Raw genomic sequence first — 12377 nt, forward strand, 5'->3', positions numbered from 1 at the left:
CGCGGGTGAGAAGAAAACCCTATGGCCACTATCCATGTAGACGGCAAAACGTACGAGGTCGACGGGGCGGACAACCTCCTCGAAGCCTGCCTGTCCCTGGGGCTCGACATCCCCTATTTCTGCTGGCACCCGGCGCTGGGCAGCGTCGGTGCCTGCCGGCAGTGCGCGGTGAAGCAGTTCGCCGACGAGAATGACACCCGCGGGCGCCTGGTCATGTCCTGCATGACCCCGTCCAGCGACAAGACCTACATCTCCATCGAAGACGCCGAAGCCAAGGAATTCCGCAGCTCGGTCATCGAATGGCTGATGACCAACCATCCCCACGACTGTCCGGTCTGCGAAGAAGGCGGCCACTGCCACCTGCAGGACATGACGGTGATGACCGGCCACAACAAGCGCCGCTATCGCTTCACCAAGCGTACCCACCAGAACCAGGACCTCGGCCCGTTCGTCGCTCACGAGATGAACCGCTGCATCGCCTGCTATCGCTGCGTGCGCTACTACAAGGATTACGCCGGGGGTACCGACCTGGGCGTCTATGGCGCCCACGACAACGTCTATTTCGGCCGCGTCGAGGACGGTGTCCTGGAGAGCGAATTCTCCGGCAACCTGACCGAGGTCTGCCCCACCGGGGTGTTCACCGACAAGACCCACTCCGAACGCTACAACCGCAAGTGGGACATGCAGTTCGCCCCGAGCATCTGCCATGGCTGCTCCTCGGGCTGCAACATCAGCCCCGGCGAGCGCTATGGCGAACTGCGCCGCATCGAGAACCGCTTCAACGGCTCGGTGAACGGGTATTTCCTCTGCGACCGTGGCCGCTTCGGCTATGGCTATGTCAATCGCAAGGATCGTCCGCGCCAGGCCCTGCTGAAGGACGGCAGCCTGGAGACCGGCATCGACGCCGCCCTGGATCGTGCCGCCCTGCTGCTGCGCGGCAAGAAGGTGATCGGCATCGGCTCACCCCGCGCCAGCCTGGAAAGCAACCACGCCCTGCGCGAGCTGGTCGGCGCCGAGAACTTCTCCAGTGGCATGAGCGCCCGTGACCTGGCCAACGTGCGCCTGGTGCTGCAGGTGCTCAAGGACAGTCCCCTGCCCGTCCCGACCCTGCGCGAGATGGAAAAGCACGATGCCGTCTTCGTCCTCGGCGAGGACCTGACCCAGACCGCGGCTCGCCTGGCGCTGTCCCTGCGTCAATCGGTCAAGGGCAAGCCCGAGGCCATGGCCGCCGCGCAGAAGATCCAGCCCTGGCTGAACGCCGCCGTGCAGAACATCGGCCAGAGCGAACGCAATCCGCTGTTCATCGCCAGCGTCGCCGCCACCCGCCTGGACGACGTCGCCGATGCCCGCCTGCATGGTTCGCCGCTGGAATTGGCCCGTTTCGGCCATGCCGTGGCCCATGCCATCGACGCCAGCGCCCCTGCCGTCGACGGCCTGAGCAGCGAAGTGGCCGAGCAGGCTCGCCTGCTCGCGGAGACCCTGTTGGCCGCCGAACGTCCGCTGGTGGTGTCCGGTACCTCGCTGGGTGAACCGGCGCTGATCGAGGCCGCCGCCAACCTGGCCAAGGCCCTGGCCGCCAAGGGCAAGGCCGGTTCCCTGAGCCTGGTCGTCCCCGAGGCCAACAGCCTGGGTCTGGCGCTCTATGGTGGCGCGTCCGTCGAAGACGCCTTCGCCGCCCTGGAAAACGGCCAGGCCGATGCGCTGGTGGTGCTGGAGAACGATCTCTATCGCCGCGCCCCTGCCCAGCAGGTGGATCAGGCCCTGGCCCGCGCCCAGGTGCTGGTGGTGCTGGATCACCAGCGTACCGCCACCGCCCAACGCGCCGACCTGGTGCTGCCGGCCGCGAGCTTCGCCGAAGGCGACGGTACCCTGGTCAGCCAGGAAGGCCGCGCCCAGCGCTTCTTCCAGGTCTACGAACCGAGCTACTACGATCCCTCCAGCCTGGTCCGCGAGGGCTGGCGCTGGCTGCACGCCCTGCGCAACACCCTGGACAACCGCCCGGTGGACTGGACCCAGCTGGACCATGTCACCGATGCCGTGGCCACCGCCGCCCCGCAATTGGACGGCATCCGCGACGCCGCGCCCAACGCCAGCTTCCGGGTGAAGGGCCTCAAGCTCGCCCGCGAACCGCATCGCTACAGTGGTCGCACCTCCATGCGCGCCAACCTCAGCGTGCACGAACCACGTGCCCCCCAGGACGCCGACACCGCCTTCGCCTTCTCCATGGAAGGCTATGCCGGCAGCGCCGAACCGCGTCAGCAGATCCCCTTCGCCTGGTCCCCGGGCTGGAACTCGCCCCAGGCCTGGAACAAGTTCCAGGACGAGGTCGGTGGCCACCTGCGCGCCGGTGACCCGGGCGTGCGCCTGATCGAGCCCCAGGGTGATGGCCTGAGCTGGTTCGCCGTGCCGACCGCCGCCGTACGCGATACCGATTCCGCGTTCCAGGCCGTGCCGCTGTACCACCTGTTCGGCAGCGAAGAGACCTCTTCCCGCGCTGAGCCGGTTCGTGAGCGCATCCCGGCTGCCTACGTGGCGCTGGCCAAGGCCGACGCCGACCGCCTGGGCGTCAACGAAGGTGCCCTGCTGCGTCTGCAGGTCGCCGGTCAGGAACTGCGCTTGCCGCTGCAGATCAAGGCCGAGCTGTCTGCCGGCCTGGTCGGTCTGCCCGCCGGCTTCGAAGGTATTCCGGTGGACTTCGCCGGCCTCACCGTGGAAGGACTGCAGGAGGCCGCGGCATGACCTGGCTCACCCCTACCCTCATCGCCGTGGTGATCGGCGTCCTCAAGGCCATCGTCATCCTCCTGGCGGTGGTCATCTGCGGGGCGCTGCTGAGCTTCGTCGAACGGCGTCTGCTGGGTCTCTGGCAGGACCGCCACGGTCCCAACCGGGTGGGTCCCTTCGGGGCCTTCCAGCTCGGCGCCGACATGCTGAAGATGTTCTTCAAGGAGGACTGGACGCCCCCGTTCGCCGACAAGATGATCTTCAGCCTGGCACCGGTGATCGCCATGGGCTCGCTGCTGGTGGCCTTCTCGGTCATTCCGATCACCCCCACCTGGGGCGTGGCGGACCTGAACGTCGGCCTGCTGTTCTTCTTCGCCATGGCCGGCGTCAACGTCTATGCCGTGCTCTTCGCCGGTTGGGCGAGCAACAACAAGTTCTCGCTGCTGGGCGCCATGCGGGCCTCGGCCCAGACCCTCTCCTACGAGGTGTTCATGGGCCTGTCGGTGATGGGCATCGTGGCGGTGACCGGTTCCTTCAACATGAGGGACATCGTCGAGGCACAGCACCAGGGCTGGTGGTTCATCGTTCCCCAGTTCTTCGGCTTCTGCACCTTCTTCATCGCCGGGATCGCGGTGACCCACCGCCATCCCTTCGATCAGCCCGAAGCCGAGCAGGAGCTCGCCGACGGCTACCACATCGAATACGCGGGCATGAAGTGGGGCATGTTCTTCGTCGGCGAGTACATCGGCATCGTGCTGATCTCGGCGTTGCTGGTGACCCTGTTCTTCGGCGGCTGGCACGGTCCCTTCCTGGATACCCTGCCCTGGCTGTCGTTTTTCTGGTTCGCCCTGAAGACCGCCTTCTTCATCATGATCTTCATCCTGTTGCGCGCGTCCATTCCGCGTCCGCGCTACGACCAGGTAATGGCCTTCAGCTGGAAGTTCTGCCTGCCCCTGACCCTGATCAACCTGCTGGTGACCGGCGCGGTGGTGCTCTACAGCGCCACGCCGGCCATCGGCCAGTGAGGTATTCGTCATGATCAAGGAAATTCTGCACGTCCTGCATGGCACCTACACCCAGTTGCGCAGCATCGTGATGGTTTTCGGCCATGCCTTCCGCAAGCGCGACACCCTGCAATACCCAGAGGAACCGGTGTACCTGCCGCCGCGCTACCGAGGCCGCATCGTGCTCACCCGTGACCCCGACGGCCAGGAGCGCTGCGTGGCATGCAACCTGTGCGCCGTGGCCTGCCCGGTCGGCTGCATCTCGCTGCAGAAGACCGAGGCCGAGGACGGTCGCTGGTACCCGGAGTTCTTCCGCATCAACTTCTCCCGCTGCATCTTCTGCGGCATGTGCGAGGAGGCGTGCCCCACCACCGCCATCCAGCTGACCCCGGACTTCGAGATGTCCGAGTTCAAGCGCCAGGAGCTGGTGTACGAGAAGCAGGACCTGCTGATCTCGGGACCCGGCAAGTACCCGGAATACAACTTCTACCGTGTGGCCGGCATGGCCATCGCGGGCAAGCCCAAGGGTGCCGCGCAGAGCGAGGCAGAGCCGATCAACGTGAAGAGCCTGCTGCCCTAAGGAGCTGTCGTGGAATTCGCCTTCTATTTCTCCGCTGGGGTGGCCGTCCTGGCCACCTTCCGGGTGATCACCAACACCAATCCGGTGCATGCGCTGCTGTACCTGATCATCTCGCTGCTGGCCGTGTCCATGGTGTTCTTCGCCCTGGGCGCACCCTTCGCTGGCGCCCTGGAGATCATCGTCTACGCGGGCGCCATCATGGTGCTGTTCGTCTTCGTGGTCATGATGCTCAACCTCGGGCCGGTCATCGCCGACCAGGAACGCAAGTGGCTGACCCCCAAGGTCTGGATAGCTCCGTCGATCCTTGCCGGTGCGCTGCTGGTGGAATTGCTGGTGGTGCTCGCGCGCGCGCCGGGCGGTGCCGCCATCGGTCATACCTCGGTAGAGGCCAAGGCCGTGGGCATCAGCCTGTTCGGACCCTATCTGCTGGCGGTCGAACTGGCCTCCATGCTGCTCTTGGGTGCCCTGGTCGCGGCCTACCACCTGGGCCGCAGCGACGTCAAAGACGGGATCGGCGAGTGAGTCGCCAAGGACTGGAGAACAGCCAATGAACGCCATACCTCTGGAACACGGACTCGCCCTCGCCGGCGCCCTGTTCGCCCTTGGCCTGGTGGGCCTGATGGTCCGCCGCAACATCCTCTTCGTGCTCATGAGTCTGGAAATCATGATGAACGCCGCCGCCCTGGCCTTCGTGGTCGCGGGTAGCCGTTGGGGCGCTCCCGACGGCCAGGTGATGTTCATCCTGGTACTGAGCCTGGCCGCCGCCGAGGCCAGTATCGGACTGGCGATCCTGCTGCAGCTCTATCGCCGCTTCCACACCCTCGACGTCGATGCCGCCAGCGAGATGCACGGATGAACCTGCTACCCCTCACCTTCGCCTTTCCCCTGGTCGGCTATTTCCTGCTGGCCTTCTCCCGCGGTCGGCTGTCGGAGAATCTCTCCGCGCTGATCGGCGTGGGTTCGGTGGGCCTGGCGGCGCTGGTCGCCGCCTGGGTCGGCTGGAACTTCCACGTCGCGCCGCCCGTCGACGGTCACCTGACCCTCGTCCTCTGGCAGTGGATGAGCGTGGAGGGCTTCACGCCCAACATGGCGCTCTACCTGGACGGCCTGTCACTGACCATGCTCGGCGTGGTCACCGGCGTCGGCTTCCTGATCCACCTGTTCGCCTCCTGGTACATGCGCGGTGAAGAGGGCTACTCGCGCTTCTTCGCCTACACCAACCTGTTCATCTTCAGCATGTTGCTGCTGGTTCTCGGCGACAACCTGCTGCTGCTGTACTTCGGTTGGGAAGGCGTGGGCCTGTGCAGCTACCTGCTGATCGGCTTCTACTACAGCGAGCGCGCCAACGGCAACGCGGCGCTGAAGGCCTTCATCGTCACCCGCGTCGGCGACGTCTTCATGGCCTTCGGTCTGTTCATCCTGTTCATGACCCTGGGCACCCTGGACATCCAGGAGCTGCTGCAGAAGGCGCCCGACGTCTTCGCCAGCGGCGATCCGTTGATCGTGCTGGCCACCCTGGCCCTGCTCGGCGGCGCCGTCGGCAAGTCGGCCCAGCTGCCGCTGCAGACCTGGCTGGCGGACGCCATGGCCGGCCCGACCCCGGTTTCCGCACTGATCCACGCGGCGACCATGGTGACCGCGGGCGTCTACCTGATCGCCCGGACCCACGGCCTGTTCCTGCTGGCGCCGGAGATCCTGCACCTGGTCGGCATCGTCGGTGCCGTGACCCTGGTGCTGGCCGGTTTCGCCGCCCTGGTGCAGACCGACATCAAGCGCATCCTGGCCTATTCGACCATGAGCCAGATCGGCTACATGTTCCTGGCCCTGGGCGTGGGTGCCTGGCAACCGGCGATCTTCCACCTGATGATCCACGCCTTCTTCAAGGCGCTGCTCTTCCTCGCCTCGGGTTCGGTGATCCTGGCCTGCCACCACGAGCAGAACATCTTCAAGATGGGCGGCCTGTGGAAGAAGATTCCCCTGGCCTACGCCAGCTTCGTGGTGGGCGGCTCGGCCCTGGCGGCGCTGCCGTTGGTCACCGCCGGCTTCTACTCCAAGGACGAGATCCTCTGGGAAGCCATGGCCAGCGGTCACACCTACCTGCTCTACGCAGGCCTGGCCGGCGCCTTCCTGACCTCGATCTACACCTTCCGCCTGATCTTCATCACCTTCCACGGCCAGGCGCATACCGAGGCTCATGCCGGCCACGGCATCGCCCACAACCTGCCGCTGGCGGTGCTGCTGGTGCTCTCGACCTTCGTCGGCGCGATGATCGTGCCGCCGCTGGCCGGTGTGCTGCCGGAATCGATCGGCCATGCCGGTGGCGAAGCCAAGCACTCGCTGGAGATCACCTCGGGGGCCATCGCCATCGCCGGTATCCTGCTGGCCGCCCTGCTCTTCCTCGGCAAGCGTTCCTTCGTGAACGGCCTGGCCAAGAGCGCACCGGGTCGCTTCTTCGGGACCTGGTGGTATCACGCCTGGGGCTTCGACTGGCTGTACGACCTGATCTTCGTCAAGCCGTACCTGCTGCTGACCCGCCTGCTGCGTCGCGATCCCTTCGACCAGGCCATTGGCCTGATCCCGATGCTGGCGCGTGGCGGCAACCTGGCACTGAGCATCACCGAGAACGGCCGTCTGCGCTGGTACGCGGCTTCCATCGTGGGAGGCGCCGTGCTGCTGCTCGGCGCGCTGCTGCTGGCCTGACCCCCTGACTAAGGATAAGTACACGTCATGCTTCTGCCCTGGCTAATCCTGATCCCCTTCATTGGCGGCCTGCTCTGTTTCCTCACGGAAAAGACCGGCCCGCTGGTGCCCCGCTGGATCGCCCTGTTCACCATGCTGCTGGAGCTGGTGCTCGGCCTGTGGCTGTGGGCCCACGGCGACTACAGCCTGGCGCCGGCTCCCGGCGCCGAAACCGCCTGGACCGCGGAATTCCAGATGAACTGGATCCCGCGCTTCGGCATCAGCCTGCACTTCGGCCTCGATGGCCTGTCGCTGCTGATGATCCTGCTCACCGGCCTGCTCGGTGTGCTGGCGGTAACCTGCTCCTGGCGCGAAGTGCAGCGCCACGTCGGCTTCTTCCACCTCAACCTGCTGTGGATCATCGGCGGCGTGGTGGGGGTGTTCCTGGCCCTGGACCTGTTCCTGTTCTTCTTCTTCTGGGAAATGATGCTGGTGCCGATGTACTTCCTGATCGCGCTGTGGGGCCATAGCTCCGCGGACGGCAAGAAGAGCCGCATCACCGCCGCCACCAAGTTCTTCATCTTCACCCAGGCCAGCGGCCTGATCATGCTGGTGGCGATCATCGCCCTGGTGCTGGTGAACTACGGTGCGACCGGCGTCCTGACCTTCGACTACGAAGACCTGCTGCAGCTGCAATTGGATCCGAAGCTGGAATACCTGCTGATGCTGGGCTTCTTCATCGCCTTCGCGGTGAAGCTGCCGGTGGTTCCGCTGCACTCCTGGCTGCCCGATGCCCACGCCCAGGCGCCGACCGCCGGTTCCGTCGACCTCGCCGGCATCCTGCTCAAGACCGCCGCCTACGGCCTGCTGCGCTTCGCCATCCCGCTGTTCCCCAACGCCTCGGCGGAATTCGCGCCGATCGCCATGTGGCTGGGCATCATCGGCATCTTCTACGGCGCCATCCTGTCGTTCGCCCAGACCGACATCAAGCGCCTGGTGGCCTACTCCAGCGTCTCGCACATGGGCTTCGTGCTGATCGGCATCTACTCCGGCAGCCCCCAGGCGCTGCAGGGCGTGGTGGTGCAGATGATCGCCCACGGTCTCTCCGCCGCCGGCCTGTTCATCCTCTGCGGCCAGCTCTATGAACGCATGCACACCCGTGACATGCGCCAGATGGGCGGTCTCTGGGCACGGCTACCCTACCTGCCGGCCCTGAGCCTGTTCTTCGCCTCGGCATCCCTGGGCCTGCCGGGTACCGGCAACTTCGTCGGCGAATTCCTGATCCTGCTGGGCGCCTTCCCGGTGGTGCCGATGATCACCGTCATCGCCACCTTCGGCCTGGTGTTCGCCTCGGTCTACTCGTTGATCATGATCCACCGCGCCTACTTCGGTCCGGCCAAGGCCGAAGGCGCCCTGCCGGGTCTGAACGCACGGGAACTGTCGATGCTGCTGTTGCTTGGCGTGCTGCTGGTGCTGCTCGGCGTCTATCCGCAGCCGGTGCTGGATACCTCGGCCGCGAGCATGGCCGGTGTCCAGCAGTGGCTCGGCGAAGCCTTCTCCTCTCTCGTTTCCGCCCGGTAAGAGCGCCATGACCTTTACCTACGAACACTTCATCGCCCTCCTGCCGATCATCATCACCGGCTTCACCGCCGTGGTGGTGATGCTGGGCATCGCCTGGCGGCGGGATCACACCCTCATTCCCACCCTGGGCGTGATCGGTCTCAACCTGGCCCTGCTGTCCTGCATCCCGGCCCTGGGCGTCGGTGCCATCGACGTCACCCCGCTGCTGCGCATCGACGGCTTCACCTGCTTCTACATGGCGCTGATCCTGATCGCCACCCTGGCCTGCATGACCCTGTCGCATGCCTACATGGAAGGCTATCCGGGCAACCGCGAAGAGCTGTACCTGCTGCTGCTGATCTCCGCCACCGGCGGTCTGGTGCTGGTGGCGGCGCAGAACGTCGCCGGCCTGTTCATCGGCCTGGAACTGCTGTCGGTACCGGTCTATGGCCTGGTGGCCTACAGCTACTTCAATCGCCGCTCCCTGGAAGCCGGCATGAAGTACCTGGTGCTGTCCGCCGCCGGCTCGGCCATCCTGCTGTTCGGCATGGCCCTGCTCTACGCCCAGTCCGGCAGCCTGAACTTCGCCGACATCGGCGTGCAGATGGACGCCCCGGCCAGCACCGGCCTGCTGATGGAAATCGGCCTCGGCATGCTGATCGTCGGTCTCGGCTTCAAGCTGTCGCTGGTGCCCTTCCACCTCTGGACCCCGGACGTCTACGAAGGCTCCCCGGCCCCGGTCGGCGCCTTCCTGGCCACCGCCAGCAAGGTCGCCGTCTTCGCCGTGCTGGTACGGGTGTTCCAGACCATGCCCATGGCCACCGAAGACGGCTGGCTGCACGATGCCATCGCCTTCATCGCCATCGCCTCCATGCTGGTGGGCAACCTGCTGGCGCTGATGCAGAGCAACCTCAAGCGTCTGCTGGGTTACTCCTCCATCTCCCACTTCGGTTACCTGCTGGTGGCGGTGGCGTCGGGCGAAGGCCTGTCGATGGAAGCCGTGGCGGTCTATCTGGTGACCTATGTCTTCACCAGCCTGGGCGCCTTCGGCGTGATCACCCTGATGTCCAGCCCGAGCAACGGCCAGCGTGACGCCGATGCCCTGTTCGAGTACCGCGGCCTGTTCTGGCGCCGTCCGTACCTGACCGCGGCCCTGACGGTGATGATGCTGTCCCTGGCCGGCATCCCGCTCACCGCCGGTTTCATCGGCAAGTTCTACGTCATCACCGTGGGCGTGGAAGCGGGCATGTGGTGGCAGACCGCGGCCATCGTGCTGGGCAGCGCCATCGGCCTGTTCTACTACCTGCGCGTGATGGTCACCCTGTACCTGACCGAGCAGGGTCTGCAGCGCCACGACGCGCCGATGAACTGGGGTCAGCGCGCCGGTGGCGTGATGCTGATCGCCATTTCCATCGCGACCTTCGTCCTCGGCGTCTATCCGCAGCCGCTGCTGCAACTGGCGCAGCTGACGGTGTTCTGATCCAGGGCGTTGTGCACGATCCCCGCTTCGGCGGGGATCATCGTTTCTGGGGTCACGGCTTGTTTGAAAAGTCGCCGAGCGAAGGTCAGGCAAGGCAAAAATCCGTGAGGAAGCGCAGTTTACGAGTGGTAAATGAGCATTCCGAACGCATTTTTAACGCTGCATGACCGAGCTCAGGCACTTTTCAGACAAAGCCGCCGCCCTTGGTAGGGTCGCGCCCCGACCGCTACCCTCGACGCCCTACCCTGTTTTTCCCTGTCTATCCTGGAGACCCTTTTCTCCCATGCCTGCGTTGAAACCCCTCACCCTCGCCATCGGCCTGCTGCTCGGCAGCCAGGCCTTCGCCGCTCCCGTCTTCGACGTCACCGAACTGGGTGACCCGGCCACCGCCTGTACCGACCTCGACACCTTCGTCAATGAAAAATGGGTCGCGGCCAATCCGATCCCGCCGGACAAGTCACGCTGGGGTTCCTTCATGGCCCTGGGGGAAAAATCGCTCAACGACCAGCACGCCATCCTGCAGCGCGCCGCCCGCACGGCGGACCGCGCGCAAGCAGGCTCGGTGGAACAGAAGGTCGGCTGGCTGTATCGCTCGGGCATGGACGAGGCCGCCATCGAGCGCGCCGGCTATCGGCCGATCCAGGCGCAACTGGCGGCCATCGACGGGTTGCGCACCACGGCTGATGTCGTGAAGTACCTGCAACAGAGCTTCGCCCGTGGCGACATGCAGGTGTTCTCCTTCGGCTCCGGCGCCGACTATCAGAACGCCAAGCAGCAGATCGCCTACGCCTACCAGGGCGGCCTTGGCCTGCCCACGCCCGACTATTACACCGAAGCCGACTACGCCAAGCTGCGCCAGGCCTATCTCGACCACATCGCCCGGCTGCTGGTGCTGACCGGAGTGCCCAAGGCCAAGGCGGCCGCCCAGGCCGAACTGGTGCTCGCCTTCGAAAGTCGCCTGGCGCGGGCCTCGGTCAAGCCGGTGGAGCTGCGCAATCCGGAGAACCAGTATCACTACCTGAGCTTCGCCGAAGCCAACAAGGTCACGCCGCACTTCGACTGGCAGGCCTTCTTCGCCAGCCAGGGCGTCACCGGCCAGCAGGGTTTTTCCTTGTCCCAGCCCGGCTTCTTCGCCGAATTCGACCGGATGCTGGCCGAGACCCCCATCGAACAGTGGCAGGCCTATCTGCGCGCCCACGTGATCGACGACGCCGCGCCGCTGCTGTCCAGGCCCTTCCAGCAGGAGAGCTTCGACTTCAACCAGAAGACCCTGAGCGGTCAGCAGCAACAGAGCGAACGCTGGAAGCGGGTGCTGAGCGCGGTCAACGGCGCCATGGGCGAAGGCCTCGGCCAGCTCTATGTGCAGGAGCATTTCTCGCCCCAGGCCAAGGCGCGGGCCCAGGAGTTGGTGGACAATGTGATGCTGGCGCTCAAGGCGCGCATCGAGCAACTCGACTGGATGAGCCCCGAGACCAAGCGGAAGGCGCTAGCCAAGTGGGACAGCTTCCTGCCCAAGATCGGCTATCCGGAGCGCTGGCGTGACTGGAGCGGCCTGACCCTCAAGCCCCAGGGCTTCTATGCCAACCTGGAAGCCGCCTCGCGCTTCAACTACCGGCATGACCTGGACAAGATCGGCAAGCCCACCGATCGCAAGGAATGGGGCATGTATCCGCAGACGGTCAACGCCTACTACAGCCCGACCGACAACACCATCAACTTCCCCGCCGCCATCCTGCAGCCGCCATTCTTCTACCCGGACGGCGACGACGCCATCAACTACGGCGGCATCGGCGCGGTGATCGGCCACGAGGCCAGCCATGGCTTCGACGACCAGGGCAGCAAGTTCGACGGTGCCGGCAACCAGGTCGACTGGTGGACCCCGGCCGATCGCCAGGCCTTCGAGGCCCGCACCGGCAAGCTGGTGCAGCAATTCGACAGTTACCAACCGCTGCCGGACCACCCGGAGCTGCACGTCAATGGCAAGCTCACCCTGGGCGAGAACATCGGCGACCTCGGTGGCATCAATGCGGCCTATGACGCCCTGCAACTGGCCCTGGCGAAGAATCCGGAGGAAGCCACGCGCAAGATCGATGGCTACACCCAGCAGCAGCGCTTCTTCCTCAACTGGGCGCGGGTCTGGCGGGGCTCGATCCGTGAAGAGCAGGCGCGCCTGTTCCTCAACACCGATCCCCATGCGCCCATGAGATTCCGCGCCCTCGGCGCGCCGTCCAACATGCCGGCCTTCGCCCAGGCCTTCAGGTGCAAGGCGGGCGATGCCATGGTCCGGCCGGACGAGCAGCGCGTGGAAATCTGGTGAGGGACCCGGGGCGTCGGTTGAGCGGGTATCGCTTTT

Annotated in this window: 9 protein-coding genes; all 9 read left to right on the forward strand. The window is 65.5% G+C overall.

The features are described from left to right. The first annotated feature begins 21 nt into the window (after window positions 1-21). The 9 genes from nuoG to RCF34_RS03465 all read left to right on the forward strand — a co-directional run bounded on the left by nuoG (window position 22) and on the right by RCF34_RS03465 (window position 12341). Window positions 22-2739, forward strand: coding sequence for an NADH-quinone oxidoreductase subunit NuoG (gene nuoG / locus RCF34_RS03425; RefSeq protein WP_308706907.1), 2718 nt, complete (start codon window positions 22-24; stop codon window positions 2737-2739). Next, window positions 2736-3746, forward strand: coding sequence for an NADH-quinone oxidoreductase subunit NuoH (gene nuoH, locus RCF34_RS03430; RefSeq protein WP_308706908.1), 1011 nt, complete (start codon window positions 2736-2738; stop codon window positions 3744-3746). The genes nuoG and nuoH overlap by 4 nt, the downstream gene beginning before the upstream one ends. A gap of 10 nt (window positions 3747-3756) precedes the next feature. Further along, window positions 3757-4305: an NADH-quinone oxidoreductase subunit NuoI gene (nuoI, locus tag RCF34_RS03435; protein ID WP_017642306.1), complete on the forward strand. Its 549-nt coding sequence runs from the start codon at window positions 3757-3759 to the stop codon at window positions 4303-4305. A gap of 9 nt (window positions 4306-4314) precedes the next feature. Further along, window positions 4315-4827: an NADH-quinone oxidoreductase subunit J gene (nuoJ, locus tag RCF34_RS03440; RefSeq protein WP_308706909.1), complete on the forward strand. Its 513-nt coding sequence runs from the start codon at window positions 4315-4317 to the stop codon at window positions 4825-4827. A 25-nt stretch (window positions 4828-4852) separates the two neighbouring features. Next, a complete protein-coding gene (gene nuoK, locus RCF34_RS03445; RefSeq protein WP_007158894.1) occupies window positions 4853-5161 on the forward strand; it encodes an NADH-quinone oxidoreductase subunit NuoK in 309 nt (102 codons plus the stop codon). Continuing rightward, window positions 5158-7005: an NADH-quinone oxidoreductase subunit L gene (gene nuoL, locus RCF34_RS03450; protein WP_308706910.1), complete on the forward strand. Its 1848-nt coding sequence runs from the start codon at window positions 5158-5160 to the stop codon at window positions 7003-7005. The genes nuoK and nuoL overlap by 4 nt, the downstream gene beginning before the upstream one ends. Window positions 7006-7032: 27 nt before the next feature. Continuing rightward, window positions 7033-8565: an NADH-quinone oxidoreductase subunit M gene (gene nuoM / locus RCF34_RS03455; protein ID WP_308706911.1), complete on the forward strand. Its 1533-nt coding sequence runs from the start codon at window positions 7033-7035 to the stop codon at window positions 8563-8565. Between the two features lie 7 nt (window positions 8566-8572). Then, the gene (nuoN, locus tag RCF34_RS03460; protein WP_308706912.1) at window positions 8573-10024 is read left to right on the forward strand and encodes an NADH-quinone oxidoreductase subunit NuoN; all 1452 of its coding nucleotides are present in this window, start codon (window positions 8573-8575) and stop codon (window positions 10022-10024) included. Between the two features lie 283 nt (window positions 10025-10307). Beyond that, window positions 10308-12341 (forward strand): M13 family metallopeptidase, encoded by a 2034-nt coding sequence (locus RCF34_RS03465; RefSeq protein ID WP_308706913.1) that lies wholly within the window; start codon window positions 10308-10310, stop codon window positions 12339-12341. Window positions 12342-12377 lie beyond the last annotated feature (36 nt).

Source organism: Pseudomonas sp. 102515 (assembly GCF_031085165.1).
In the GTDB taxonomy this organism is placed as follows: domain Bacteria; phylum Pseudomonadota; class Gammaproteobacteria; order Pseudomonadales; family Pseudomonadaceae; genus Chryseomonas.

What these genes read in the sequence shown, in the direction of transcription:
- RCF34_RS03465 (WP_308706913.1), top strand. Translation starts at nt 10,308, where the DNA reads ATGCCTGCGTTGAAACCCCTCACCCTCGCCATCGGCCTGCTGCTCGGC.
- nuoK (WP_007158894.1), top strand. Translation starts at nt 4,853, where the DNA reads ATGAACGCCATACCTCTGGAACACGGACTCGCCCTCGCCGGCGCCCTG.
- nuoI (WP_017642306.1), top strand. Translation starts at nt 3,757, where the DNA reads ATGATCAAGGAAATTCTGCACGTCCTGCATGGCACCTACACCCAGTTG.
- nuoG (WP_308706907.1), top strand. Translation starts at nt 22, where the DNA reads ATGGCCACTATCCATGTAGACGGCAAAACGTACGAGGTCGACGGGGCG.
- nuoM (WP_308706911.1), top strand. Translation starts at nt 7,033, where the DNA reads ATGCTTCTGCCCTGGCTAATCCTGATCCCCTTCATTGGCGGCCTGCTC.
- nuoH (WP_308706908.1), top strand. Translation starts at nt 2,736, where the DNA reads ATGACCTGGCTCACCCCTACCCTCATCGCCGTGGTGATCGGCGTCCTC.
- nuoL (WP_308706910.1), top strand. Translation starts at nt 5,158, where the DNA reads ATGAACCTGCTACCCCTCACCTTCGCCTTTCCCCTGGTCGGCTATTTC.
- nuoN (WP_308706912.1), top strand. Translation starts at nt 8,573, where the DNA reads ATGACCTTTACCTACGAACACTTCATCGCCCTCCTGCCGATCATCATC.